Raw genomic sequence first — 25593 nt, forward strand, 5'->3', positions numbered from 1 at the left:
TCTGGCGGAGTCGGCCAAAACCGGCTCCGCCCCCTTCCCCGCTCTTCCCTTCGATCTTCAGTCCACCGACCTGACAAAACCTGATCATTTTCTATACTGAGTCAAAAAGCCGCGACTCTCAGTTCAGTTTTCGGGATTGCACGGACCATAACGAATCAGAGGAGAGAGCATTCCATGGCACAGAGTACCGCTCGTAAACCGGAGTTTCCGGACAAGGAAGAACACCGGGCCCACGTCCTCAGCCTGCCCCTGGAGCGCGGTCAATCCGATCGCGAGCCCCACAGTTATGAGCGCTGGCTGATCCATAAACTGATGCGAATGGCGGGCTCTCCTCCCATTCGTTTCCGGCTGTGGAATGGCGATGTCATAGAACCGGAAGCTCAGGAAGCCCGCTTCACCCTGCACCTGACCGACCACAAGGCCCTCTACTCCCTGGTCGCCAACCCCAACCTGGCCTTTGGTGACCTCTATGCCGCCGGGCGACTGGAAATCGACGGCGACCTGCCCGACCTGATGGAGAGCCTGTACCGGGCCGTCCACGCCGCGCGCCAGAAATGGCCACGCTGGCTGGACGCCCTCTGGCGCAATCATAACCCGCGTGCTACCGGCATCTCCGAGGCCAAGGAAAACATCCATCACCACTACGACCTGGGCAACGAGTTTTACCAACTGTGGCTGGATCAGGCCGAAATGCAGTACACCTGCGCCTATTACGAGCAGGCTGACAACACCCTGGAACAGGCGCAACTGGCCAAACTGGAACACGTTTGCCGCAAGCTTCGGCTGAAACCGGGCATGACGGTGGTCGAAGCCGGCTGCGGCTGGGGCGGGCTAGCCCGATACATGGCCCGTAATTACGGGGTAAAGGTGCATTCCTACAATATCTCACGGGAACAGCTGGCCTACGCCCGGGCTGAAGCAGAGCGACAAGGCCTGGACAACCTGGTTACCTATGTCGAAGACGACTACCGCAATATTGAGGGCCAGTATGACGCGTTCGTTTCTATTGGCATGCTCGAACACGTGGGCAAGGACAATTACCCCGCTCTGTCGGAACTGATCAAACGCTCCCTGAAGCCGAATGGTATTGCCTTGCTCCACAGCATCGGCCGCAACCGGCCCATGCTGATGAACGCCTGGATCGAGAAGCGGATTTTCCCCGGCGCCTATCCGCCCAGCATTGGCGAGTTCATGGAAATCTGCGAGCACAGCGATTTCTCGGTACTGGATGTGGAAAACCTGCGGCTGCATTACGCTCAGACCCTGACCCACTGGATGGACAATTTCACCGTCAACCAGGACAAGGTCACGGAGATGTACGACGAACATTTCACCCGGGCCTGGCGACTGTATCTGGCCGGTTCCATCGCTGCGTTCCGGGCCGGTTCTTTGCAGTTGTTCCAGGTGGTGTTCACCCACGGCGACAATAACCAGCTGCCCCAGAGCCGGCAGGAACTCTACACGTTTCCAGCCACGCCAGAGGGGGTCTGATGGAATACTACGACATCATTATCGTGGGGGCCGGCCCTGCCGGCTCAACCCTGGCCCGGGCTCTGGAGGACTCCGGCAAACGGGTACTGATCATCGACAAGCAAGCCTTCCCCCGGGACAAGACCTGCGCCGGCTGGGTTACGCCGGCAGTGATGGCCAGCCTGGACATTGATCCGGGGAAGTATTCCGTCGGCCGGACACTGCAACCCATTCGCCGGTTCCGGATCGGCATGATGGGGCAAAGTGCGGTGGAGAACGACCACGGGGATATTGTCAGCTACGGTATTCGTCGCTGCGAATTCGACGACTACCTGCTGGACCGTGCCGAGTGTGAAAAGCAACTGGCAACGGCGGTAAAGTCCATCAACCGGAACAACGGCAACTGGGTGATCAACGATCAATGGCAGGCGCCGCTGCTGGTGGGTGCCGGGGGTCATTTCTGCCCGGTGGCACGGCTGTTGGGCGACGGCCCGGGCAAGCATGAAACCGTGGTGGCCGCCAAGGAAGTGGAATTCGAGATGACGCCAGAGCAGGCCCGCGCCTGCGAAGCCCGCGGCGACACGCCAGAGCTCTGGTTCTGCCGGGATCTCAAGGGCTACGCCTGGGTTTTCCGGAAAGGCAGCTATCTGAACATCGGCCTGGGCCGTGAGGACAACCACCGGTTATCTGATCATCTGGAAGCTTTTGTCGAGGAAATGAAACAGTCGGGCCGCATTCCTTCAGACCTGCCAGGCCGCTTCAAAGGTCACGCCTATCTGCTGTACGCCCATGCCAACCGACCACTGGTGGATGACGGCGTGTTGCTGATTGGCGATGCGGCCGGCCTGGCCTATACCCAGAGTGGCGAGGGCATTCGGCCCGCCATAGAATCGGCACTGATGGCGGCCAATGTGATCAAGGCCGCCCCGGATTATTCCGCACTGTCGCTGCAAAGCTATGGTGAACGCATTGCCGAACGCTTCGGAACCCGGGCCACCGACCAGCAACCCGGCTTTGAACTGCCTGAATGGCTGAAACAGCCCATCGCAAGCACCCTGATGCGCTCGCACTGGTTTACCCGCAAGGTGGTCACGGAGAAATGGTTCCTGCATCAGGAGGTACCGCCGCTGGAGGTGGCGGTATAAACAAAACCGGGGCTCAACTGAGCCCCGGCAGATAGACGCTGAATCAAAGGCGTTTACATAGAGAACTTGTGCTCAAAGCCGATACCGAAGGTACTGTCGTCTCGAGCGCCCTTGTCGGCCTCAACCGCAGCGTAGTAGCCAAACACTTTGCTGTTCTTGGCAACTTTGTAGTCAGCACCAACTGCCATCAGCGTGAGGTCATCGTCCGAAGTATCCATATCGGTCATGCCATACTGGGCTTTCAGCTTCCAGCGATCCAGTTTCACCGCACCACTTACAATGTAGGTAGTGTCTTCAAAATCTCCGCCGTCTACCGCTGAATCCGAGTTTTCAGACTGCTGGAACAGCGCGCCCACCTCAAAATTGTCGATGCTGAGCATACCGGCAACATGAAGGGCATCAACCAGAGTATCGTTGCCACCGAAATCAGCAAGATCAGTCTTGATTTCAGAGTCGTAGCCGACAGACGCGTAGATCGTACCGTTATCAAATACCGCAGAGGTTGAGAAGCCATCGGCAACACCATCACGGCGATCATTGCCAACAGTACTGCCCTCACCCGGAATCATCGCCAGGTTCAGGGTAATCGCATCGGCCAGCTTCGGTGTGGAGTACTGGATGATGTTGCTAACGCGCTCGGAACCACCGACGATTTCATTGATATCGCCGCGCAGGTCACCGAACTGGTCAATCTTACCTTGGGATTTCTTGAACGGGGAATCAAACTTACCGGCGATCAGGGTGCCAAGATTCGCGTGTTTGAAACCACCGTAGATGTTGCGTTGGGAGAAGGTCTGACCACTGTTGTCACCGTCGTCAACAGCGATCTGGAACTCGGCCTGGTAAATGGCAACAACATTGTCGACATCCAGATCCAGCTCACCCTTCACGCCGACCCGTGAAGAGTTGCTTTCCAGCTCCCACTGATCATCGTTGCCGTTATCCTGATTTTCGTAGGAGACGTTCACTTTACCGTAAACAGTCGGTCCTTTGTCAGCCAGTGCTACAGACGGCGCAACAACCATGGAACCAATAGCCAGGGCCAGCAATTGCTTTTTCATTACGTTCTTCTCCATCAGTGATCATTGTTGATCGGGTGTTGAATTTCGTGAGGACACTATGGCGATGGTTTATGAACGATTTGTTAATGCTATATGTCGTTTTCATGAAGCCTCTGCAGGTACCACGCCTAAATAAACAAAAAAGCCCCGCCATAAAGACGGGGCTTCTTGTTCAGGGAGCTGAATTAATCAGTCAGCTCAAGTTTCACTCGGTAGATCGCCGTAGTGCCGCTAACCTCGTTGCCGGTGATGAGCAACGGCTCGCCGGACGGCGAATCATCACTGGATACCACTGTGATGCTCTCTACACCCAGATCGCCTGCGGTTTCGAGCACTGAAGCCGTGTCAACAGTGGTCCAGTCGTCACGGGTGTTCAGGTAATCCACCTGAACCGGACTGGCCGGGTCCGTTACGTCGTAGACCAGAATACCGCCCATGCGCTCCAGGCCCAGGAAGGCAAAGGTTTTATTGCCGAACGTCGCCACGGTCACGGCTTCAGGTTCCGGACCTTTAGCGTCAGACCGGGAATCAAATGCCATGCCCTCGTCATGGGCGGAGTTGAAGTGTTCTGAGCAGGGAATAGAGCGATCCGTACCCAGACGGCACTCGTCACTGGCAAGGAACTGCTCGATCGCATCACCTGAGTCCCATACCAGCTCACCGTCCTCATTCCAGATCGCCAGAGAACGCGCGCCGTAGGAGTACAGCGTGTCATACATCAGGAGGGTGCCGTCAGGGTCCTCTGCACCCGAAGCGTTGAACATGACGGGATCACCATTTTCCGCAACCCGGTAACCCTGTACCCAACTGATGTTGAGCCTTCCCAGCTGGTCGTCATCACGACAGGCATTGGCTGCCCCGGCTGTGGCACCGCAGTATTCGAAGACCTCAGGATTCAGCAGTGCCCCTTCGGCCAGCGCGGTTAATTGAGGTGGCATGTCGTCACCAACCCGGCGAGCAAAACCATCCGGATGTACCAGGTGTTTAACCCGCAACTCTTCGACAAAGCCCTTGGAACTATCGCCATTCCAGTAGTCAGCGTTATCTTCACCCCAGGCCCTGGCATCCCCCTCATTGGCCGTCACGATATAGGTTGCACCATCTACGTCATAACTGGTGATGGCATCGGGATGATAGATACCCACAACACCCGGCCATGCCTGAATATTGATAACCCCGTCATCGTCCGAGGCATCAATACCCTGCCCCTCAACACCGTAATCCTTGAAGCCCAGAGGCAGAATATCGGTGACCGTTGCCGTATCGATATCGAGCTTCGCCAGGGCGTTGTTCTCCTGTAATGACACCCAGGCGGTGCGGCTGTCGGCACTGACGGTGATGTACTCCGGCTCGAGATCCTGGGCCACGGTGGCCCCCGGGCCATAAATTCGAACACCCGATGCCTTCAGGGCACTTTCCTGGCTGTTGAAGGCCAGAAAATCGGCTGTTCGTACCGTGAGGCTCGCCGGGTTGGAAACATCAACCACACTGATCGAGCCTTCCGGATCGATCTGGTAATCATCGCTCGGCTCGCCTTCGTTTGCCGCCAGGACATATCGCCCATCCGGTGTAAAGGTCACCATATCCGGCTGCGCCCCTACCAGGATACTGTCACGCAGCTGCAGATCCGCAGCCCCAAACACCGCGACATAACCGGCGTCGGTTTTCGGATTTGATTCGACGGCAACCGCAACGAGTCCGTTTGCCACCGCCACACTGTTAACCACTGCGTCAGCGGCGATATCAGCAACCGTCAGAGTGTCGATTTTGGCCGGATTGGCCGGGTCGCTCATATCCAGCACATCCACAGCCCCGGACAAGGCATTTACCACAAACGCCCGGCGACTGGCAGCGTCAAACGCCGTGATTTCCGCAGCAGACTCATCAAATTGCCCGGTGCTGTATCGACCGGCAAATTCGAGTTTCAGGCCAGTGACCTGAGCTTCCGGCGCCGGGTCATCATCGTTGTCAGATGAATTACAGCCAGACACGAGCACAGTGCTTACAGCGAGGGCAAGCAACGACAGTCGAAATGGGTGTGATGTCTTGGGCACAGCGGGCTCCTTTGCTTATTTGATGATTCAAGAGCAAAGAAGGCTAGGCGACAGACGTGACGAACGCGGGAAAGGAGGGTGACAGTACAGTGACGTTTCTGTGACAGCTCCCCGGCCCGGAAACGGGCCAGGGAAATCGAAGCATTAGCCAGAACTTACTGGCCCAGGTAGCTTCGGTACATCCATACCGTTTTTTCCTGCTGAGAGATGTAGTCACTCATCAGTGCCACGGTACCTTCATCTTCTGCTTCACCGGCCAGGTTCAGCAGGCCGCGCTGCTTGGCGATGAGCTTACCGAAACTCTCAACGATGTTACCCACAGCTTCTTTGCCGTCAGATACATCTTTGCGCTCCGGCACTTCAGATTTTTCAATATAGGTGCTGTAGGCGTGAGCCGGACGATGACCCAGGGTGAGTACTCGCTCGGCAATTTCATCAATCTTGAGCAGCAGGTCGTCGTACAGTTCCTCGAACTTCGCGTGTAATTCAAAGAAGTTCTCACCCTTGATGTTCCAGTGATATCCACGCACGTTCATGTAGAAGATCTGGTAATTCGAGAGCAGTTCGTTCAGTGCATCTGCCAGCTTCTGGGTTTTGTCTGTGTCGAGACCTATAAAGTTCTTACCCATGTTGAACCTCCTGATTCGTTTTGGGGTTTTGTCTAACTGTCACTGTAAGACAGCTCAGTGTCAGAACGAAAGTTTGGTTATTCAATACCGCTCATAGCAGAAACTTATACCAACAAGGCAAAACTCATAGCCGAACCCTATCAAGAAAAATGTCACTTTCTATTTGGAAACAATTCTCGTTTGTCCTTAAATAGAGTCATAGGCATTTATCAAGCGGAGCTGATCCCATGAGTACCCTGAAACTGTTTGTTCACAATCACAGCTCGAAGGGCGACCAGTCGTTTCTGAAAACAATCACCTTCGCGATTACCCACTTTACGGTGGCGTTTACGGTTGCCTACCTGCTGACCGGTGACATTCTGATCGGTAGCCTGATCGCGATGGTTGAACCCGCCATTAACACCGTTGCTTACTTCTTCCATGAGAAGATATGGGCACGGCATCAGCGGAATACAACCGCCAATGCCATGAATCTAGGGGAGAACACGCTTTAATGGCTTGCCCTCTGTCAAGGACAGAGGGTAAAGCTACACACCCGGCCCGCAATCCATACAACCCTCCCCGGGCGCGGGGCCGATATGGAGTTTTTTGCTCAGGTCTTTCAACGCGGTTCGCACCCCTTCCTCTATCACTGGATGGTAAAACGGCATCTCCAGCATCTCACTGACGGTCATTCGCTTTTGCACGCACCACGCCAGCAGGTGGGCAATGTGCTCTGCAGCAGGCCCGAACATCTGGGCCCCCATAAACAGGCCGCTGCCGTGCTCGCCGTAGACCCGGAGCAAACCCCGATTCTTGCCAATAACCTTGCTGCGACCCTGATTCTCAAACGACACCTCACCAACCGCAAAACAGCCCTGGCACCGTTCATCTACCTGGTGGATATTCAACCCCACCGAGGCAATCTGGGGCTCGGTAAACACAACCGCCATGGGGGTTTTCCTGAAGCCTGTGCGGACTTCCGACCAGGCCCCGGCATTATCGCCGGCAATCCGGCCTTCGTCTGCCGCTTCGTGCAGCAGGGGGCGGTCATTGTTCACGTCACCGGCAATAAAGATATGGCTGTCGCCGCAGCGCAGGGTGAAAGGGTCAAACACCGGCATACCGCGCTCATCCAGGTCGATGCCGGCATTCTGGATATCCAGATGATCAATGTTTGGTCGCCGTCCGGTGGCTGCCAACAGATAATCAAAGGTTTGCTGATGCTCCTCACCGCCCTCGCTCCAGCTGATGCGAACACCTTCCTCGATGCGTTCAACACGCCGGGTCTCCGCTTTCGGGCTGATGGCAAACTCTTCACGAAAGGTGTCCAGAGCATACGCCCGCACCTTCTCATCCTGTATACCACCGATGCCTCCACTAACCCCAAACAGACGCACCTTCACGCCCAGCCGGCTCAGTGCCTGACCTAATTCAACACCAATCACTCCCGGGCCGAACACCGCCACCGAAGACGGCAGCTCCTGCCAGTCGAACACGTCATCGTTGACCACCAGCCGGTCTTTCGCTTCTTTCAGAATACCGGGAATGTTGGGTCGGGAGCCGGTAGCAATAACGATACGGCCGGCGGTTACTTCGGTATGATCACCGACCACAATGCGGTGGCTGTCAACAAAGCGGGCGTGCCCCATCAACCGATGTTCTTCCGGTAGCGATTCCATGGATCGCACCACCGGTGCCACAAAACGATCCCGTTCTTTACGCACTCGCGCCATCACGGCCCGGCCGTCAATACGCACATCGCCCGGAAGCACACCAAACTGTTCAGCCTGCCTTACCTGATGGGCCCTTTCCGCAGCGGCAATCAGCAGTTTGCTGGGCATGCACCCTACCCGGGCACAGGTGGTGCCGTATTGTTCACCTTCAATCAACACAATCCGGTCTGTGGCCCTGCGGGCGCGCTGATAGGCGACCATACCCGCCGTACCTGCACCGATAACCGCCACATCCACTTCTCGCTTGTTCATCCTGCCTCCTTGAGACTGACTGATATTTCAGGTGTTTCGGGCTGTTAAACTTAAGGAGTCTTTCGGTAAAGTATAGAAAGCTTATTATCCGGTGACAGGGGAATCACAGAAAAAATCCCCGTGCTTACTGGCTGCGGGCGCAATACCCTGATCACAAGTGCAAACAACCCGGAGAATGACTGTGCAGAATTACTGGCTGGAGTTTCTGACCGTTGCCCTGGTGCACCTGTTGGCGGTGGCCAGCCCCGGGCCGGATTTTGCGGTCATGCTGCGCCAGGCACTGACCCAGGCCCGGCGCAATGCTCTGCTGACCGCCATGGGTATTGGCATCGGCATTCTGCTGCATGTGGGCTATTCACTGCTGGGCATCGGGCTGATTATCCAGCAGTCGGTGATGCTGTTTACCGTGCTGAAGGTAATTGGCGCCGTCTATCTGCTGTACATCGCCTGGCACTGCCTGCGGGCCAAACCCGGTGGCATTCATGTGCAGGCCAACGGCGGGCACGCTCAAAGCGGCTGGGCGGCGTTCCGGCTCGGGTTTCTGACCAACGCCCTGAATCCCAAGGCTACCCTGTTCTTCGTGTCCCTGTTCTCGGTCATTATCAATCCCGGCACGCCGGTTCTGCTGCAGGCCGGATACGGCATCTATATGGCCCTGGCCACCGGCCTGTGGTTTGCCATGGTGGCGGTGCTCTTTACCCACCCCCGTGTCCGCCGGGGTTTCAACCGGTTCGGACACTGGCTCGACCGGGCCATGGGGGGCATTCTGGTGCTGCTGGCCGGGCAGCTGCTTTTTTCTACAGTGAGCGGATCAGAGCCTCCGTCTGTTCCCAGCCCAGGCACGGATCGGTAATCGAGCAACCGTAGACCAGCTCTTTGCCATCATCCTGGCGACCGAATTCCAGGAAGCTCTCCAGCATCAGGCCCTTGATGTGCCGATTGCCGTTCCGCTTCTGGGCCATCACTTCCCGGGCGATGTCCACTTGTCGCTCGGCTTGCTTGCAGGCATTGTCGTGGCTGCAGTCCACCATCACGGCCGTTGATACGCCGGATTTTTCCAGTTCTGCCACCGCCTTGGCGATGCTCAGTTCATCGTAGTTGGTCACACCCCGGCCACCGCGCAGAACCAGGTGGGTATCCGGATTGCCGGCGGTGGAGATCATCACCGGTGCGCCGCTGTGGGAAATGCCCATGTGATGATGCGGGTGCGAGGCCGACTTCATGGCATGGCTGGCCACGGTAACGCCGCCATCGGTACCGTTCTTGAAACCGGTGGGCATGGGCAGGCCGCTGACCATTTCCCGGTGAATCTGGGATTCGGTGGTACGGGCGCCAATGGCGGTCCAGCTCACCAGGTCACCCAGGTAATCCATCATGAACGGACTCAGGGCTTCGGTGGCCAGCGGCAAACCAAGCTCGGATAAAGCCAGCAACAACTTGCGGGAACGCTCAAGGCCCTGTTTCAGATCGCCCTGACCGGTGCGCTCGGGATCGTACAGAAGCCCCTTCCAGCCCACCGTGGTGCGGGGCTTTTCCAGGTAGGCGCGCATGACAATCAGGAAACGGTCGCTGACTTCATCGGAAAGGGCTTTCAATCGGGTGGCGTAGTCCAGGGCGGCCTGTTCGTCGTGAATGGAACACGGGCCCATAACGATCAAAGTGCGGTCGTCCTGACCGTGCAGCACGGCGCGGATCTGATCACGGTAACCGGCAATGGCCCGCACCCGTTGCTCATCGGCCGGAAACTGCTGGCGCAACTCGGCGGCGGTGGGCAGTCTGGCTTCCTGGCGGTGCTGGCAGGCGCTTGAGGTTTGCGCATCCAGTGTTTCAGATTTCAGCGGCATGTTCATGTCTGTGTTCCCGTTTCCCTGTATCAGAATCAAAAAAGCCCCGGCTGGGCTACCAGTCGGGGCTTTTCGGAGTCCGGTGGCAGCCTGGGTTGCTTGCCGGGCTGCCTTCCTCGTTGTATTCGGTCGATGAAGATCTTATGGGCGGCCCGGGCTCTGGCTAAAATAAAAGCCATAACCAAACCACCAAAAATACACAGCAGAGCCTGCGGCGTTCAGTTTTTCACCGAAAGCTTTCAGAACATTCAATTGACAGGCTGCGTGTAAGGTCTTCATGCTTTTCACTATATACCCACGGTTTTAACGATGGCAACCCGCAAAACGGATTATTTAATGCGGGCGTGGCCGTCATGGCTCTGGAGGCCTGCATGCGAAACACCGAGCACCGCTCTGTTCTCTCGCTGATGACTGTTCTGTTTCTTGCTCTGTTAACGGTTTCCACCGCCGCCTGGGCACAATCAGAAGCCAGGGTCTATGAGCTGAACAACCGAACGGCCGACGATATTGCGATACAGATTCGCGAACTCTACCAACAGGCGCCGGTTACAGTGACGGCACGCGGACAGCAATTGGTAGTCCGTGGTGAACCAACACTGCTGGACGAAATCGGAACGCTGGTGCAATCGATGGATGTACCGCCGGTACAGATGAGGATCAGCGTTCGCTATCGTCAGGACATCGGCGGCAAACAATCCGGAGGCAGCGTCACCCTTTCGAACGGTTCGGCCGGCGCCAGCGTCGAGCGCCGTACCATCAGCACCAATTCCACCCGGGAGCGTCAGCTTATTGTGCAGGATGGCCAGTCGGCCCACATTACCTCCGGCAATGTGCGCACCCTGCCATTTGCCGTTCAGGGCGGGCGTAATCCCGCCGCCATCCTGCAGCAGGTGGAAACCCGAAGCGGCTTTGTGGTGAGCCCCCAGGCCATCTCGAACCAGGCGGTAGAGCTGAGTATCGTGTCCTTTGAGGAAGACCCGGCCGCACTGCCCGGCTATGAAACCGAAGCCCTGATGACCATCCGGCGGGTGGAGCCGGGGCAATGGGTCAGCCTCGGAGGAACTCGCACCTCCATGAATCAGGAGCAGCAAGGCATCACCTACCGGGTGAACGGCAAGCGCTCTGAAAACCAGTCTATCGACGTGAAAGTGGAAATTCTGCCCTGATCAGGCCTGATTACGCCTGCCCAGCAAGACGTCACGGGCCTCATTGAGCTTGGCGGCCAGGTAATCGTTGCCGCCGCGGTCCGGGTGCACCTTCAACATCAGTTTGCGGTGGGCAGCCGTTACCTCCTCACGGGAACAACCAGGTTTTACTCCCAGAATATCGCAGGCTTCCTGCGTGCTCATTGGCCCCCGGGTGGCAGCCCGATCGCCCCCGGCATTTGCATGGCGCGTCGAGTCATTACCGGATGAATCGCCCATGGCCTTGCGAAACATCGGCGCATAACGCAGTAGTGCCGGCACCTTTCTCAACAGGGGAATAAGAGCGGCAATACCGGCCGTGATCACATGCACCCGGCCCGTCAGCACCATGAACAGCAACAGCGCACCGCCAGCCACCAGAATGATTTTCCAGATTGCCGCCTTCTGCCCTTCCGGCGACAGCGCGCCCCATTTTTTCAGGATCACAAATACAGCGGCAGCCAGGGCCAGGCCGAGAATCAGTTGCATTGCATGTATCTCTGTCAGGTTTTAGTCCACCAGTTGGACACTCAACTTGGTGCTGTTACTCTAATCCGGCATCCAAACACCAGCGTAATCATTCTGCAGTATTTATACTGCTTCATGAATGCAAACGGGTGACAAATAGCAATAGCTTTTGTAGCATCCTATTCGTTAAATTGAACTGACGTTCTATAACTTTGTCCCCGAGCCCTGATTTGCAAGGATAGCTGTCAGCCTTCCCTTCCGGGCGACTTTATCAGATTCAGGAAATTCACTCCCAGGAACAGACTTATGCGCACTGCTTCCCGTTTCGTCATCGTTCTCCTTTTTCTCGGCGTCGTGCTGGGTGGAATCTTTGGTTACAAGTTCTACCAGTTCGGCCAGATGAAAGAAATGATGTCCCAGCCACAGCCGCCGGCCATCATTTCTGTGACCAAAGCAACTACCGAAAACTGGCAGCCGGCGATCAAGGCTGTCGGCAGCATCACTGCTATCAACGGCATCGAAGTGGCCAACGAAGTGCCCGGTGTGATTGAGAGCATTGGCTTTGAGTCCGGCGATACCGTCAACAAGGGCGATGTTCTGGTGCGCCTGGATGCCGCCATCGACGAAGCAGCGCTGCGCACACGGCGGGCAGAAGCCCAACTGGCAGAACAGGAATTCAAGCGGGTTTCGGATCTGCTGCCGAAGCGGGCCGTGTCCCAGTCCCAGTATGATGAAGCCAAGGCCAATTTCGATGCTGCCCGCGCCCGGGTGAACGAGGCCGAAGCTCAGCTCAACAAGAAGGTGATCCGCGCGCCCTTTGACGGCAAGCTGGGTATCCGCATGGTGGATCAGGGCCAGTACATTGCCACCGGCACACCGATTGTCGAGATCAACATGCTGAATCCTATCTATGTCGATTACACCCTGTCCGAGAAATTCCTGCCGGATGTGGATCAGGGGTATCCGGTATCAGTGACTGTTGCCGCCGTGCCGAATCAGACCTTCGAGGGTGAAGTGAGCGCCATCAATACCTCGGTAAACCCGGAAACCCGTACCGTGCGTATACGCGCCACCCTGGATAATGAAGAAAACCTGCTGCGCCCCGGCATGTTTGCCACCATTCAGACCGGTCAGCCCCGGGACAATGAAGTGGTTACCCTGCCGCGCACCGCCATTTCCTACAACACCTACGGCAATTTCGTGTATGTGGTTGAAGAAAACGACAACGGTGAACTGATTGTCAACCGCCGCACCGTCACCACGGGCGAAGTCCGTGATGGCCGCTCAGCCGTGCTTTCCGGTCTGGAAGAAGGCGAAACGGTCGTCGCCAAGGGCCTGCTGAGGCTGCGCGCGGGCCAGCGTGTTGAAATCCAGGACGAGTCCGGCCAGGAGGCGTCTGAGTAATGAAATTCACCGACATTTTTGTCCACCGGCCGGTTCTCGCCACGGTGGTCAGCCTGCTGATCCTGTTGATCGGCGCGCGGGCCGCCATGGAGATGGAAATCCGGCAGTATCCGGAGCTGGAAAGCACCACGGTGACCGTCTCCACGGCTTACCCCGGCGCCAGTTCGGACCTGATCAAGGGCTTTATCACGACCCCGCTACAGCAGGCCATTGCGGAAGCCAGCGGCATTGATTACCTGACGTCCACCAGTTCCCAGAGCGTATCGACCATTCAGGCCAAGATGATCCTGAACTACGACGCCAACGATGCCCTGGCAGAGATCCAGGCCAAGGTGGCCAGTCAGCGCAACGTGTTACCGGCGGAAGCCGAGGACCCGGTGATTACCTCTACAACCGGCGACAGCACGGCACTGATGTACATTGCCTTCTACAGCACCGAGCTGGATGTCCCCCAGATTACCGATTATCTGACCCGGGTGGTGCAGCCCAAGCTGCAGGCGCTGGCCGGCGTGGGCAAGGCTGAACTGCTGGGCCGTACGTTTGCCCTGCGTATCTGGCTGGACCCGGAGCGTCTCGCCGCCGTGGATATGACCCCGGTCGAGGTGGCTGCCAAATTGCGGGCCAACAACTATCAGGCCGCGGTGGGTAAGACCCGCGGCAAGTACACCGAGGTCAGCCTGACCAGCGACACCGACATCGCCGACCCGGACGCCTTCCGGAACCTGGTGGTTAAACAGTCAAACGGCACTCTGATCCGCCTGCAGGACATTGCCCGGGTGGAGCTGGGCTCCCAGACCTACGACAGCCTGGCGCTGTACAAAGGCCAACCAGCCACCTATGTGGCCATTGAGCTGGCACCAGGAGCCAACCCGCTGACGGTGGCTGAACTGGTCAAGGCAGAACTGCCGGATATCGAGAGTCAGTTGCCCAGCGGCCTGAATGTACGCCTGGCCTACGACGCGTCCGACTTTATCGACGATTCCATCAACGAGGTTATCCAGACCTTGCTGGAAGCCATGATCATCGTACTGGTGGTGGTTTTCCTGTGCCTGGGTTCGGTTCGAGCCTCAGTGGTGCCATCTGTAGCGGTTCCGCTGTCCCTGATCGGTGGCGCCTTTGTCATGCTGATGTTCGGCTTCTCCCTGAACCTGCTGACGCTCCTGTCTATGGTGCTGGCCATCGGCCTGGTGGTGGATGACGCCATCATCATGGTGGAAAACGTGCATCGGCATATTGAACAGGGCGAATCCCGGTTCGATGCTGCCATCAACGGTGCCCGGGAAATGGCGACCCCAATCATCGCCATGACCACCACCCTGGTTGCGGTTTATGCGCCCATCGGCTTTATGGGAGGTCTCGTAGGCTCACTGTTTACCGAGTTTGCCTTCACCCTGGCCGGCACCGTGGTCATTTCCGGTATTGTTGCACTGACCCTGTCACCCATGCTGTCTGCCAAGGTACTCAAACCCCACGGCGACCCGGGCCGCTTTGAAAAGGTTGTCGAAAAGAGCTTCAACGGTCTGGCAAACGGTTACAAGGCAGCGCTGGCGTCATTGATGCAAACCAAGTCCGTCGTGGTGTTCTTCGCCTTTGTGGTGCTTGGATCCATCTACTTCATGTTGATGATGAGTCAGAACGAACTGGCCCCCACCGAAGACCAGGGCATCCTGTTCTATCAAGGCCTGGGGCCCGAGACCTCCACCCTGGACTACCTGTACGACCACGGTCAGGAAGTGCAGAACCGGATGTCTGAGGTGCCGGGTTACAGCGAAGACTTCATGATTCTGGGCATCACCAGCCCCAACGCCGTCTTCGGTGGCTTCAAGCTGGCGCCCTGGAGCGAGCGGGAGATTACCCAGTTCGAGGTTCAGCCCAAGCTGGATGCCGAACTGAAAAAGGTCACCGGGCTGCAGACCGCGGTATTCCCCCGGCCGTCCCTGCCCGGCTCCGGCGGCGGCCTGCCGTTCCAGTTTGTCATCACCACCGGCGGCAGCTATGAACAGCTGGACCAGGTGGCGGATGAAATGCTGGGCAAGGCCATGCAGAGCGGTAACTTCATGTTCCTGAAGAAGTCCATCAACTTCGACAAGCCGGTTACCCGCATTAATGTTGATCGTGATCGCGTGGCCGATCTGGGCCTGTCAATGCAGGATGTTGGGCAGTCCCTGGCCAGCATGCTCAGTGGCGGCTACATCAACCGCTTCAACATGGAAGGCCGTTCGTACCAGGTGATTCCGCAGGTGGATGATCAGTTCCGCCCGAGCAAGGAAGCCCTGCAGGACTACTACATCCGTGCCGGCAATGGCGACCTGGTGCCGCTGTCCAGCGTCGTCAGCTTTACCGAGGAAGTAGAGCCGTCGAACCGCACCCAGTTCAACCAGCAAAACTCGCTGACCCTGGAGGGCGTGGTGATGCCGGGCGTGGCGGCAGGCACCGCCATGGAGTTTATGGAACAAACCGCCAGCGACGTCTTCCCTCAGGGTTTCAGCTACGACTACACCGGGGAAACCCGCCAGTTGGCCACCCAGGGCAGCGCTCTGATGGTGACCTTCTTCCTGTCATTGCTGGTGATCTATCTGGTCCTGGCCGCGCAGTTTGAAAGCTGGCGCGACCCGATCATCATTCTGGTATCGGTTCCCATGTCGGTAGCCGGGGCCATGGCGTTCATCGTACTGGGCTTTGCCACCATGAACATCTACACACAGGTGGGGCTGATTACGCTGATCGGGGTGGTCTCCAAGAACGGCATCCTGATTGTGGAATTCGCCAATCAGTTGCAGAAAGAGCGGGGCTTGAACAAGGTCGATGCGGTCATCGAGGCGGCGGCTATCCGCTTGCGCCCGATTATCATGACCTCTCTGGCATTGATCTTCGCCATGGTGCCTCTGCTGATTGCCATCGGCCCGGGTGCGGAAAGCCGGTTTGCTATCGGCCTGACCATCAGTGCTGGTCTGGGCATTGGTACCCTGTTCACGGTGTTTGTGCTGCCGGCGTTCTACATTCTGCTGGCCCGTGACCACCATGGCTCGGCAGCCGATGAATACGGCAACGACGAAGAGTCATCACAGGTGCCGGCGGGCAACCACTAACCCCGCACAGCAACACAAAAAAGCCCGGCATGGCGTCATGTCGGGCTTTTTTTGTCAGGAAGCAACGATCCTGTCCGGCGCTTCCAACGCTGCCTCTCCCGTCTGCAGACGGCGGCGCCACTGGACGGTCTCGCTGGGCAACTCACCGAAATGTTCCCGGTACAGCGCAGCAAACCGCCCCAGATGTGAAAATCCCTCATCGGCGGCGTACCAGGAAATATGGGGCACATCACACTGGCAATCCACCAGCCTGCGCCGTACCCGGATCAACCGACAGCGCTGGTAGAAACGGTAGGGGGTCATTCCGGTTTCCCGCTTCATCAAATAATACAGATTGCGCTCGCTGACCCCGGAATGGTTTGCCAGCTCCTGCAAATCAAACTCCCAGGCGGGCTCCATGCGGATTTTGTCGATAACCCGGAGAAGCCGGCGATCGAGCTCCGGGGGCGTTTCGTTAGGTTCACAACCACCCTCTCGGGCGATGCTGTCCAGTTCGTCAAACAGGCTATCGGCCGCAGCGCAGGCATCGTTGTGATCCTGGAAGAAGTTGGAGCGCAACAGAAAGTGATTCACCCGTTCCGCCATCCAGGCTAACACCCCCTGCCCTGGCCTGGCGCTGCCGCACCATTGTTCCGGGTTTAACAGAATCAGCCGGGACTGCCTGCAGGCGCGCACGGAAATTGCCTGGCTGGAGGTGATGGCGGCCATCGGGAAAGCCGGCTGTCTGCAATCGCCATTCATCAATACATCGCACTGCCCCGATACCGGCACCACCAGCAATGTCCCAGGCAGTCCGCAAAGATGCACCTCGGCATCCTGGGCCAGATCCAGGGCACACACGACCCCACGGTCAACACTCAGGGAAGACAGCGAGCCAGCAACAGTTTGCGGCCGCTCAAGAGTGAGACCAACGTCATCACAGGCCAGCAACTCACGGATAGCCGCCTGCCATTCGCCGGCTGCAGCGCGATTGAGTCGAAGGTAGGCATCCAGATCCGGTTTGGCAGTGAGATTGCGCATACAGCGTGAACAGGCAGTGAGTGAGCTTGCTGTTTTAAGCCAGCGTGCCGCAAACCCCTAGCCAAATCTTGCAAAACGGCAAGAAACGGGACGGAGTTTGCCTGTTAATTGATTCTTATCAATCCAGTGGCAGCTCACTCAGGGGGGACGGCCGGGCCATCAGGTAGCCCTGGCCACGGTGACAGTTCAATTCCTGGAGCTTGCGTTTCTGAATCTCCGTCTCGATGCCCTCCGCTACCACCTCCAGACTCAGCGCCTCGGCGATGGCCAGAATGGCGGAGACAATCCGCGAATCCCTGCCATCCTGCCCCAGCCGCTGAACAAACTGCTGATCGATCTTGAGCACATTCACAGGTAGCGCATGCAGATACGCCAGCGAGGAATACCCGGTACCGAAGTCGTCAATGGCAACCACCACGCCCTTGTCACCGAATTCCCGGAGTTTGTCCAGGCAACGGCGTGACAGGTTCATCAGGTGGGTTTCAGTAATCTCGATTTCCGGCTGCCAGCCAACCTGTCGAACCCGTTCGAAGAAAGGCTCCAACAATCCATCCAGCCGGCCATCAGCGATCTGGCGGGCGGAAATGTTAATGGCCAGGCGTCGGCCTCGGCCATGATCGACAGCGCAGGCCTCCAAATCCCGACGGATGCACCGGATCAGTTGCTCGGTCAGTTCGTGGATGTGCCCGCGCTGCTCGGCCACCGGGACAAAGTCCCCCGGAGACACCGCCCCCAGCTCAGGATGTTGCCAGCGCAAAAGAGCCTCCATGCCGGCCATGGCGCCGGTGGCAAGATCGTACTGGGGCTGGTACACCACCGAGAATTCCTCCGGCGCCACTTTCAGGGAAGCCACGAGGGCTTCGGACAGCCGTTGTTGCTGCTGGCCATGCTGGATTTCGCTCGCACTGTAGATCCGATAGCAGGCCCGCCCGGCCAGTTTGGCGGTATACATGGCCCGGTCGGCATTCTGCAGCAATTCACCCGCGGTCTCGCCGTGATTCGGATAGATAGCGGCGCCCACCGAGGCGGAGAGAAAATATTCCCGGTGCTCCACCATCACGGGTGCCCGGAACACATTGGTCATGCGCTCACACACCGCATTCAGTTGATCTTCGGTATCCAGTTCGATGATGGCGGCAAACTCATCCCCCGATAGCCGCGCAATCACGTCGCCCTTACGAACCACGGCCTGGATACAGGCCGCAGCCTGTTGCAGTACCCGGTCGCCACAATCGTGGCCATGCAAGTCGTTCACAGACTTGAAAAAGTCCAGGTCGATATAAAGCACCGCAAACAGGTCGGCGGTATCTTTACGCTGGTTCACCCGGGCCTTCAGGAATTCCTGAAACAGCGAGCGGTTGGGCAGTTCGGTGAGGGGGTCGTAGTAGGCCAGAGTTGCCAGCCGTTCATCGCTGGCAGCCAGCTCACCCACATCCATGAACACCCCGGCATAAAGGCGCTTGCCCTGATAGTCCACCGGGTAGATGGTCAGCCACTGGGGATAGTTCTCGCCGCTCTTGCGCCGGTTCCAGATCAGGCCTTCCCATCGACCGCTCTCATTCAGGCTTTCCCACATGGCCTGATAGAACTCAGGCGAGTGCAGCCCGGAACTGAGCACCGACGGTGCCCGACCCAGGACTTCTTCTGGGCGGTATCCGGTCACGGCCTGGAACATCCGGTTCACATAGGTAATCACGGCGTCCGGAGTTGAAAGCATGATGGCTCGCGGATGATTATCCACCAGGGCTTTGAAGTCCTGTTCTGTCAACGCCTGCATACGCCAAGTACCTTCCGTGTCCGGCCTGCTACAGGCAGGCTCTTTTGTCCCAGCATAAGCAGAAAATGTCGTAAACCTATCCATATTTTGCAAAAACCTCTCGCCTATGACCAAAGGCGGAGAAAAATGTGAACACAATTTCAACATTTGCAATATTCGGATACCCCGCCAACGAATACAGGTCGATAGTAGGTGCAAAACGAAACAAACGCCCCGCAGGAGCGCCCCATGCGCAGGAACGAACCGGTTACCGGTCACGAGCGCGAATACCCCGCGCACTATCACCTGATTACCACCACAGATCTGAAGGGAAAGATTACCGCTGCCAATGAAGAATTCGCAGAAGTCGCCGGCTACAGTATTGATGAACTGGTGGGACAGCCCCACAACCTGATCCGGCACCCGGATATGCCCCCCCAAGCCTTTGCCAATCTCTGGGAGACTATCCGCAAGGGCGACTCCTGGCGAGGTATGGTGAAGAACCGCTGCAAGAACGGCGACCATTACTGGGTGGACGCCTATGTCACGCCAATCATGAAAAACGGCGAACTGGTGGAGTTCCAGTCGGTACGCTGCCAGCCCCGCCGCAGCCAGGTCCGGCGTGCGGAAAAGGCCTACGCCGCATGGAACCGTGGCTCCCTGCCCCGGCGTTTCCTGGCGGTGTCACCCCCACTGATTTCCAAACTCGCCTGCCTGTACGGGCTACTCGCAGGCAGTCTTCTGGTGTTTGGCCTGACCTCCCTGTCGATACCGGAAATGGCCGTGCTGCAAGCCCTGGTCCTGTCTGTTTTCGGTGTTCTGTTCTGGCTTACCCTACCCATGATGCGAACCGCACGGGAAGCCTGTTGTGACGCCCACCCCGTGATGCCCTGGATCTATACCGGACGGCGCGACGAGGGCGGCTGGATCGAATACGATCGGCAAAAGCGCGATGCCACCTTGCGCGCGGTCTCGGCACGCATGCACGCCAACATCGGCAAACTGCATGGCCGCAAGCAGCGCACCATGGAGTGGGTTTCCAGTTCGGTGGCGAGTATCCGCAGCCAGCAAGGCGATATTGAGCAAATCACCCGGGCCTTCGAAGAACTGGCTCAGAGCGTCCGTCGTGTCAACGAGATGACCGTTCGAACCCAGCAGGCCAGTGCCGACGCCCGCCAATCTGCCAGTCAGTGCCAGCACCAGATGGATAGCGTCAATCATTCACTATCACGGTTACGGCAGCAGCTAACCAGCGCTAACGACGAGATGGATCGACTGACCGAACGCAGCAATGCCATCAGCATGGTGCTGGAGGTGATCAGCGACATTGCCGAGCAGACCAACCTTCTGGCCCTGAATGCTGCGATTGAAGCCGCACGCGCCGGCGAGTCGGGCCGTGGCTTTGCGGTAGTGGCGGACGAGATTCGGGGCCTGGCCCAGCGCACTCACGATTCCACACGCCGTATCGACACTATGATTGAGGAATTGCAATCGGAAACCCGGATGGTGGTCGACGTCATCGGCCAGGGCAGCGCTGCCTGTGAGCAGACTGCCACCATGGCCGACGAAGCCCGTCAGGCCCTCACCACGACCCTGAAAGACATGAACATTATTGATGACTGCGCCCGTGAAGTGGCTGGGGCAACCGAACAGCAATCCGCACTGGCAGCTCAGGTGGAACGTCAGGCCGAACATCTGCTGCACCTGGGCAATCAATCGGTTCAGAGTAGCGAAAGCGCCCGCCAGGAGTCCGAGCAACTGGGATCCAATGTTGACCAGGCGCAGTTGCTGACCAGTCATTTCCTACAAATGCTGTGCGATAAACTGCTGAACAAGGGCGCTCAGGCATCGACCCGGCAATTTCCTGAACCGGCACAATAGGGTAGTCTGGCGATTCGTGGGGGGGTGGAGGCTTCGCCCCCTTTGCAATCACCCACAGGATTCCCCGTGCCTTGACCCTAGCAACCCTCTTCTGGCTGTTTGTCGCCGGTTTCGCCATCTGGTACTGGTGGCGGGCCAAAGCCATCAAAGACTTTGTCTTGCAGGCTGCTCACCGGTACTGCAAATCCATGGACGTAATGCTGCTGGACGACGCCGTTTATCTGCGCGGACTCTGGTTCAAGCGCGATCAGAACGGAAAACTGCGAGTGTGGCGGCGTTTCCTGTTCGACTTCACCACCACCGGCGAAGAGCGTTACACCGGCCGTATCATCATGCTTGGCCAGAGCATCATTCACACCGAACTTGAACCGCACCGATTCTGACCGACTGTCACCGGAGCCGCCTCACCCAAATGGGCGATTACCGGCACCTGTGTTCGTCCGTGATACTCCCTGTTGCATGTCGACAACCAACAAAAACAACAGGAGTCATCTATGCGTTTTGCCATGCCCATCCGGCTTGTGGCCGGAATTCTCATGCTGGTGTTCTCGGTACTGAGCCACGCCAGCTACACCCAGACCCGTCATCCGATTGTGCTGGTACACGGTGTAACCGGCTTCAACACTCTTGGCGGTCTGATCAACTACTTCCACACCATTCCCTGGAACCTTGAACGCAGTGGCGCAAAGGTCTATACCGCCAGCGTGTCCTTCGTGAACAGCAGCGAACAGCGTGGCCAGCAACTGGCCAATTACGTCAACAGCCTGGGCCACAGCAAGGTCAATCTGATGGCGCACAGTCAGGGTGCCCCCACCTCCCGGGTGGCAGCGGCTCTGATTCCCCACAAGATTGCCTCGGTCACGTCGATTGACGGCGTAAACAAGGGCTCCAAAGTTGCTGACGTTATCCGGGGCATCATCCCTCCCGGTAGCTATGTTGAAGGGGGCGCCGACGCCATTGCCAACGCCCTGGGCGGACTGATCAATGCCCTGTCCGGAGCCAGCAACCCCCAGGATGGTATTGCCGCCCTGGAAACCCTGACCACTCCGGGCACCACCAGCCTGAACGACGCCCTGGGTTGGAAAGGGGTTAATCGTAATGCCTGCGCGGGTACCAGCGAAGATGTCTGGATCAGTGGCCAGAAGATCAAGTTTTTCTCCTGGACCGGACGCGCCGTATGGACCAACGTGTTCGACATTACCGATCCGTTCCTGGGCGTGACCTCCCTGGCCTTTGGCAGCGAGCCCAATGATGGTCTGGTCGGCGTCTGCGCCACCATGATGGGCAATGTCATCGGCACCCACTACGACATGAACCACGTTGATGCCATCAACCATCTGCTGGGCGCCCGTTCTCTCTGGACCAACCCGGTCTCACTCTACCGCAGCCAGGCCAACCGTCTGAAAAACCGCGGTCTGTGAGGTCGTTATGAAGCACCAGTCCACCCGGAAACTGCGGTGGCCGCTTCCCGTTGCCCTGCTGGCCATTATGGCCAGCAGCGGCCTCTGGTACTGGCAGGCACCGGTTTCAGAACCCAGGCCAGACCCGGCAAAAACCTTTGCCAGTGCGCCTGCTGTCACGCCACCGGCGGTCACCCAGGCATCGGCCCCGGTTCCTTCCAATAAGGAACCGCCACACCAGACACCCGCCAGCCTTCCCGACCAGAACTTTGCCCGCTCCCTGGCCGGCACGGATATCGACGGCGCCCTCAAGGCAGACGGCAACGGCGAGTTGATTCTGGACCTTGGCGTTCGCGACTTCTTCGATTACTTCCTGAGCGCCGTGGGTGAAGTCTCACCGGAGGCCGCCATCGGACAGATTCAGTCCCTGGCCCGCAACTATCTGCCGGAACCGGCCGCCAGCGATGCCATGGTACTGCTCGACCAATACCTGGCTTACAAGCAGGCTGCGTTACAGCTGATGCAGACGGAACTGGATCCGAGCCGACAACACGACCCTGGCTACCAGCTAACCGCCCTCGGCGATGCCCTGAGCAGCCTGAAACAACTGCGCCGTTCGACCTTCAGCCCGGACGCACATCAGGCGTTTTTCGGCGAGGAAGAGGCCTACAGCGAGTACACCCTGGCGGCCATGAGTATCCAGCAGCGGGAAGATCTTTCCGATCAAGGCAAACAGGCGCTGATTGAATGGCACCGCAAACAGCTGCCGGAGTCGCTTCAGGCAACCGAGCAACGACTGCAGAGCGAAACCCGCGAGCATCAGGCCCGACTGTCTGCCCTGGAGAATACCGAATCTCCGGAAGCCGCCGGCCGGAAGCTGGTGGAGCTGGGCATGGACCCGGAAAGTGCCGAAGGGGTCGTCAGTTACCTCAAACAACGTGAAAGTTTTGATCAGCAGTTTTCCGAGTTCGAACAGGCTGTTGACGCCGAGGATCTGGAAGGCCTGGCCGGAGCAGATCGTCAGAAACACAAGGATGCCCTGCTGGAGCAATACTTCCCCGATGAACAGAGCCGAACCTGGGCCCGACTCAGAATGCTGAACCAAAGCTGACCACTCTGTGCTCTGGCTCCCGAAATCCGGAGCCAGAGCGTTCTAGAATCGGAGCTTGTGTTCCGTGGATATCCCGACCATGACGGCCGAACAAATCCAACAGCAACAGGCCAGAGGCTTCCTGACCCTGCGTTTTGTGCCGGCACTGGAAGCCGACTACCGCAAAGCGCGTTCTGCGTTAATCCGCCAACGGGCGAGACTGGCATCTATCGCTGGTCTGCTGCTCTTTCTGGTGTACGCCCTGGTAGACCTGATGACCCTGCCAGCCGAGCTGGCCCGTCTCACGGCTGGAATAAGACTGGCCATTACCTGCCCGATCATCGCCCTGGTTCTCTGGCTGGCCCACCGGAAAACCCCCGACGACCACCACTTCGAGCGGCTGTACGTGTTTGCCTATATCGCCGGAGGCCTGAGCGTCATTGCCATTATCCTGGCCGCCCGCTGGCACAGCTACCCTCTGCCTTATGAAGGCATGATACTCATGCTGATGTTCGGATACTTTGCCATGGGACTGCCTTTTTTTTCCGCCTCGGTGGCCTCCTTTGTTCTGGTGTGGGCCTACCTGCTGGCAGAGCTCTGGGCCGGCAACCCTGCCACCGCCACCCTCACCAATCTGTTCTTTCTGATGACCGCAAATGTCATTGGTATGGTCGGCGCCTGGATCAGCGAGTACCGTCACCGTGCCCACTTTCTCGACCGCCAGCTCCTGGATCTGTTGCACCAGTCCGCCAGGGACGAGAGCCGTCGGAAAACCGAGTTGATCACCGCGGCCAGCCATGATCTTCGCCAACCCCTGAATGTCATCGACCTGACGCTGGAAACGCTGCAACCTGAACGCGAACACTCCGAGGTGATGAATCAGCTTCGTGATACCGTGGGCCAGCTCCGTAATCTGCTGGGAACGGTGTTCGACAGCGCCCGACTGAACGAGGGCATGATTCAGCCGGAGCTCCAGCCTGTGCAACTGAACCATACGTTGCAGGAGCTTGAAGATCTGCTGTCAGACACCTTGTCCCGTCGCGACATCCGCCTGGACATTGCCCCGGCCGAGCCCGGGCTGGCCTTGACCGCGGATCCCAGCTTGCTGTTGCGAGTATTGCAGAACCTGGTCATCAATGCCGCCGACCACAGTGGTGGCCAGCGCATTCAGGTCAACACGGTCACCACCGGGAACTGGGCCCGCATCCGGGTGTGCGATGACGGGCGCGGGCTGCCGGAAAGCCTGCACACACAGGTTTTCGACCCCTACATTCGTGCCGGTGCCAGCCACCAGGCGGGGCTTGGGCTGGGCCTGACCATCGTGCGCGAATTCTCCCGACTCATGGGCGGGCAATGTGGAACCGAATCATCCTCGGGCCGGGGCGCGGTATTCTGGGTGGCACTGCCGGTTGCTGTTACAACCAGCCCAGGGCCCGGGCCCGGTTCACGCATTCAGTCCGATTGTGCACCCCCAGTTGGGTAAAGATCGCTTTCAGGTGGGTTTTGACCGTGTGTTCAGTCAGGCCCAGGCTCTGGCAGATGCGTTTGTTGGGAAACCCCTGGGCGAGGAGCGTCAGCACTTCGAGCTGACGTGGTGTTAACTGGGTCTCCGACACCAGAGGCGCCATACCCCCGGGGAAATAGCCCTGCCCCCGCCGTACCGATTGCATCATACGAACCAGTGCCGCCCGGCCGGCCGATTTGGCCAGAAACCCCGCCGCCCCGGCCGTTCGCACGGCCCTGACGGTGCTTTCGTCCTCACTGCTGGAGATAATCACCACCGGCGGGGTGTTCCGCAAGCCAGCCAGACGCGGCAACAGCGAAAGTCCGGCTTCTCCGTTAAGTGCCAGGTCAAGCAATACCAGATCGACCCCGGTGCCATGGACCAGTTGCTCGGCCGCGTCCTCCAGCGTGCCCACCGTGACCACCGAGAGCGCCAGTTCCTCCTGCCGGATCAGGCCCGCCAGCGCCTGCGCAAACAGGGCGTGGTCATCGACCAGCAAAACCTTCTCAAAGGCTGCGGTTCGATGATGTTCTTCCGAAGATGAGCCATGCCGGAGCGATGTCACATGCATGATAGTGCCCCGCTGTGTTTGTGTTTGTTTTTGTTACTGCGGACACCCCACTATAA

General features: G+C 58.1%; 21 protein-coding genes. 12 read left to right on the forward strand and 9 right to left on the reverse strand.

The window, feature by feature from the left end; translation table 11 throughout:
• Positions 1-174: 174 nt before the first annotated feature.
• Both ACSSVV_RS08595 and ACSSVV_RS08600 read left to right on the forward strand, forming a co-directional pair.
• Positions 175-1491, forward strand: a complete 1317-nt coding sequence (locus ACSSVV_RS08595; protein WP_454106095.1) for a class I SAM-dependent methyltransferase — start codon at positions 175-177, stop codon at positions 1489-1491.
• The gene (locus ACSSVV_RS08600; RefSeq protein ID WP_454106096.1) at positions 1491-2615 is read left to right on the forward strand and encodes an NAD(P)/FAD-dependent oxidoreductase; all 1125 of its coding nucleotides are present in this window, start codon (positions 1491-1493) and stop codon (positions 2613-2615) included. Before ACSSVV_RS08595 ends, ACSSVV_RS08600 begins: the two co-directional genes overlap by 1 nt.
• Before the next feature lie 53 nt (positions 2616-2668).
• On the opposite strand, the gene ACSSVV_RS08605 is transcribed toward ACSSVV_RS08600, so the two are convergent.
• The 3 genes from ACSSVV_RS08605 to ACSSVV_RS08615 all read right to left on the reverse strand — a co-directional run bounded on the left by ACSSVV_RS08605 (position 2669) and on the right by ACSSVV_RS08615 (position 6359).
• Positions 2669-3676 (reverse strand): porin, encoded by a 1008-nt coding sequence (locus tag ACSSVV_RS08605; RefSeq protein ID WP_454106097.1) that lies wholly within the window; start codon positions 3674-3676, stop codon positions 2669-2671.
• A gap of 185 nt (positions 3677-3861) precedes the next feature.
• Complete coding sequence (locus ACSSVV_RS08610) at positions 3862-5730, reverse strand: choice-of-anchor I family protein (RefSeq protein WP_454106098.1); 1869 nt, start codon at positions 5728-5730, stop codon at positions 3862-3864.
• A 155-nt stretch (positions 5731-5885) separates the two neighbouring features.
• Positions 5886-6359: a Dps family protein gene (locus ACSSVV_RS08615; RefSeq protein ID WP_222179550.1), complete on the reverse strand. Its 474-nt coding sequence runs from the start codon at positions 6357-6359 to the stop codon at positions 5886-5888.
• A gap of 227 nt (positions 6360-6586) precedes the next feature.
• On the opposite strand from ACSSVV_RS08615, the gene ACSSVV_RS08620 reads away from it, so the two are divergent.
• A complete protein-coding gene (locus tag ACSSVV_RS08620; protein WP_454106099.1) occupies positions 6587-6853 on the forward strand; it encodes a DUF2061 domain-containing protein in 267 nt (88 codons plus the stop codon).
• A 33-nt stretch (positions 6854-6886) separates the two neighbouring features.
• On the opposite strand, the gene ACSSVV_RS08625 is transcribed toward ACSSVV_RS08620, so the two are convergent.
• Positions 6887-8326 (reverse strand): dihydrolipoyl dehydrogenase, encoded by a 1440-nt coding sequence (locus ACSSVV_RS08625; RefSeq protein WP_454106100.1) that lies wholly within the window; start codon positions 8324-8326, stop codon positions 6887-6889.
• A 175-nt stretch (positions 8327-8501) separates the two neighbouring features.
• Between ACSSVV_RS08625 and ACSSVV_RS08630 the strand changes: the two genes are divergently transcribed.
• Positions 8502-9179 (forward strand): LysE family translocator, encoded by a 678-nt coding sequence (locus ACSSVV_RS08630; RefSeq protein WP_454106101.1) that lies wholly within the window; start codon positions 8502-8504, stop codon positions 9177-9179.
• Here ACSSVV_RS08630 and ACSSVV_RS08635 read toward each other — a convergent pair.
• Positions 9124-10176: a 3-deoxy-7-phosphoheptulonate synthase gene (locus ACSSVV_RS08635; RefSeq protein ID WP_454106102.1), complete on the reverse strand. Its 1053-nt coding sequence runs from the start codon at positions 10174-10176 to the stop codon at positions 9124-9126. The two genes, ACSSVV_RS08630 and ACSSVV_RS08635, sit on opposite strands and share 56 nt — an antisense overlap.
• A 365-nt stretch (positions 10177-10541) precedes the next feature.
• Here ACSSVV_RS08635 and ACSSVV_RS08640 point away from each other — a divergent pair, with 365 nt between their 5' ends.
• A complete protein-coding gene (locus ACSSVV_RS08640; protein ID WP_454106103.1) occupies positions 10542-11336 on the forward strand; it encodes a secretin N-terminal domain-containing protein in 795 nt (264 codons plus the stop codon).
• Here ACSSVV_RS08640 and ACSSVV_RS08645 read toward each other — a convergent pair whose 3' ends face one another.
• Positions 11337-11843, reverse strand: coding sequence for a DnaJ domain-containing protein (locus ACSSVV_RS08645; RefSeq protein WP_454106104.1), 507 nt, complete (start codon positions 11841-11843; stop codon positions 11337-11339).
• Positions 11844-12128: 285 nt separating this feature from the next.
• On the opposite strand from ACSSVV_RS08645, the gene ACSSVV_RS08650 reads away from it, so the two are divergent.
• Together ACSSVV_RS08650 and ACSSVV_RS08655 are read left to right on the forward strand one after the other, a co-directional pair.
• On the forward strand, positions 12129-13226 hold the full coding sequence (locus ACSSVV_RS08650) for an efflux RND transporter periplasmic adaptor subunit (protein ID WP_454106105.1): 1098 nt from the start codon (positions 12129-12131) through the stop codon (positions 13224-13226).
• A complete protein-coding gene (locus ACSSVV_RS08655) occupies positions 13226-16315 on the forward strand; it encodes an efflux RND transporter permease subunit (RefSeq protein ID WP_454106106.1) in 3090 nt (1029 codons plus the stop codon). Before ACSSVV_RS08650 ends, ACSSVV_RS08655 begins: the two co-directional genes overlap by 1 nt.
• 54 nt (positions 16316-16369) lie before the next feature.
• Here the strand turns inward: ACSSVV_RS08655 and ACSSVV_RS08660 are convergent, their stop codons facing one another.
• Together ACSSVV_RS08660 and ACSSVV_RS08665 are read right to left on the reverse strand one after the other, a co-directional pair.
• Complete coding sequence (locus ACSSVV_RS08660) at positions 16370-17335, reverse strand: helix-turn-helix domain-containing protein (protein ID WP_454106107.1); 966 nt, start codon at positions 17333-17335, stop codon at positions 16370-16372.
• 118 nt (positions 17336-17453) lie between these two features.
• Positions 17454-19112 carry a putative bifunctional diguanylate cyclase/phosphodiesterase gene (locus ACSSVV_RS08665; protein WP_454106108.1) on the reverse strand — a complete coding sequence of 553 codons (1659 nt, stop codon included), beginning with the start codon at positions 19110-19112 and terminating at the stop codon, positions 17454-17456.
• Between the two features lie 228 nt (positions 19113-19340).
• Here ACSSVV_RS08665 and ACSSVV_RS08670 point away from each other — a divergent pair, with 228 nt between their 5' ends.
• The 5 genes from ACSSVV_RS08670 (at position 19341) to ACSSVV_RS08690 (ending at position 24945) form a co-directional block, all read left to right on the forward strand.
• The gene (locus tag ACSSVV_RS08670) at positions 19341-20972 is read left to right on the forward strand and encodes a methyl-accepting chemotaxis protein (protein ID WP_288036357.1); all 1632 of its coding nucleotides are present in this window, start codon (positions 19341-19343) and stop codon (positions 20970-20972) included.
• A 71-nt stretch (positions 20973-21043) separates the two neighbouring features.
• Positions 21044-21355, forward strand: coding sequence for a DUF3301 domain-containing protein (locus ACSSVV_RS08675; RefSeq protein WP_023009553.1), 312 nt, complete (start codon positions 21044-21046; stop codon positions 21353-21355).
• A 111-nt stretch (positions 21356-21466) separates the two neighbouring features.
• Entirely contained in the window at positions 21467-22393 is a 927-nt protein-coding gene (locus ACSSVV_RS08680) for an esterase/lipase family protein (RefSeq protein WP_014422773.1), read from the forward strand.
• A gap of 7 nt (positions 22394-22400) precedes the next feature.
• Entirely contained in the window at positions 22401-23483 is a 1083-nt protein-coding gene (locus tag ACSSVV_RS08685; RefSeq protein ID WP_454106109.1) for a lipase secretion chaperone, read from the forward strand.
• A 79-nt stretch (positions 23484-23562) separates the two neighbouring features.
• On the forward strand, positions 23563-24945 hold the full coding sequence (locus tag ACSSVV_RS08690; protein WP_454106110.1) for a sensor histidine kinase: 1383 nt from the start codon (positions 23563-23565) through the stop codon (positions 24943-24945).
• Here ACSSVV_RS08690 and ACSSVV_RS08695 read toward each other — a convergent pair.
• The gene (locus ACSSVV_RS08695) at positions 24878-25537 is read right to left on the reverse strand and encodes a response regulator transcription factor (RefSeq protein ID WP_454106111.1); all 660 of its coding nucleotides are present in this window, start codon (positions 25535-25537) and stop codon (positions 24878-24880) included. The two genes, ACSSVV_RS08690 and ACSSVV_RS08695, sit on opposite strands and share 68 nt — an antisense overlap.
• Between the last annotated feature and the right edge of the window lie 56 nt (positions 25538-25593).

The sequence above is a fragment of the Marinobacter sp. MBR-105 genome (assembly GCF_053628895.1).

Excerpts from the sequence above, each read along its gene's own strand:
- ACSSVV_RS08595 (WP_454106095.1), top strand. The coding sequence starts at position 175 with ATGGCACAGAGTACCGCTCGTAAACCGGAGTTTCCGGACAAGGAAGAA.
- ACSSVV_RS08600 (WP_454106096.1), top strand. The coding sequence starts at position 1,491 with ATGGAATACTACGACATCATTATCGTGGGGGCCGGCCCTGCCGGCTCA.
- ACSSVV_RS08605 (WP_454106097.1), bottom strand. The coding sequence starts at position 3,676 with ATGAAAAAGCAATTGCTGGCCCTGGCTATTGGTTCCATGGTTGTTGCG.
- ACSSVV_RS08615 (WP_222179550.1), bottom strand. The coding sequence starts at position 6,359 with ATGGGTAAGAACTTTATAGGTCTCGACACAGACAAAACCCAGAAGCTG.
- ACSSVV_RS08620 (WP_454106099.1), top strand. The coding sequence starts at position 6,587 with ATGAGTACCCTGAAACTGTTTGTTCACAATCACAGCTCGAAGGGCGAC.
- ACSSVV_RS08625 (WP_454106100.1), bottom strand. The coding sequence starts at position 8,326 with ATGAACAAGCGAGAAGTGGATGTGGCGGTTATCGGTGCAGGTACGGCG.
- ACSSVV_RS08630 (WP_454106101.1), top strand. The coding sequence starts at position 8,502 with ATGACTGTGCAGAATTACTGGCTGGAGTTTCTGACCGTTGCCCTGGTG.
- ACSSVV_RS08635 (WP_454106102.1), bottom strand. The coding sequence starts at position 10,176 with ATGAACATGCCGCTGAAATCTGAAACACTGGATGCGCAAACCTCAAGC.
- ACSSVV_RS08640 (WP_454106103.1), top strand. The coding sequence starts at position 10,542 with ATGCGAAACACCGAGCACCGCTCTGTTCTCTCGCTGATGACTGTTCTG.
- ACSSVV_RS08645 (WP_454106104.1), bottom strand. The coding sequence starts at position 11,843 with ATGCAACTGATTCTCGGCCTGGCCCTGGCTGCCGCTGTATTTGTGATC.
- ACSSVV_RS08650 (WP_454106105.1), top strand. The coding sequence starts at position 12,129 with ATGCGCACTGCTTCCCGTTTCGTCATCGTTCTCCTTTTTCTCGGCGTC.
- ACSSVV_RS08655 (WP_454106106.1), top strand. The coding sequence starts at position 13,226 with ATGAAATTCACCGACATTTTTGTCCACCGGCCGGTTCTCGCCACGGTG.
- ACSSVV_RS08660 (WP_454106107.1), bottom strand. The coding sequence starts at position 17,335 with ATGCGCAATCTCACTGCCAAACCGGATCTGGATGCCTACCTTCGACTC.
- ACSSVV_RS08665 (WP_454106108.1), bottom strand. The coding sequence starts at position 19,112 with ATGCAGGCGTTGACAGAACAGGACTTCAAAGCCCTGGTGGATAATCAT.
- ACSSVV_RS08670 (WP_288036357.1), top strand. The coding sequence starts at position 19,341 with ATGCGCAGGAACGAACCGGTTACCGGTCACGAGCGCGAATACCCCGCG.
- ACSSVV_RS08680 (WP_014422773.1), top strand. The coding sequence starts at position 21,467 with ATGCGTTTTGCCATGCCCATCCGGCTTGTGGCCGGAATTCTCATGCTG.
- ACSSVV_RS08685 (WP_454106109.1), top strand. The coding sequence starts at position 22,401 with ATGAAGCACCAGTCCACCCGGAAACTGCGGTGGCCGCTTCCCGTTGCC.
- ACSSVV_RS08690 (WP_454106110.1), top strand. The coding sequence starts at position 23,563 with ATGACGGCCGAACAAATCCAACAGCAACAGGCCAGAGGCTTCCTGACC.
- ACSSVV_RS08695 (WP_454106111.1), bottom strand. The coding sequence starts at position 25,537 with ATGCATGTGACATCGCTCCGGCATGGCTCATCTTCGGAAGAACATCAT.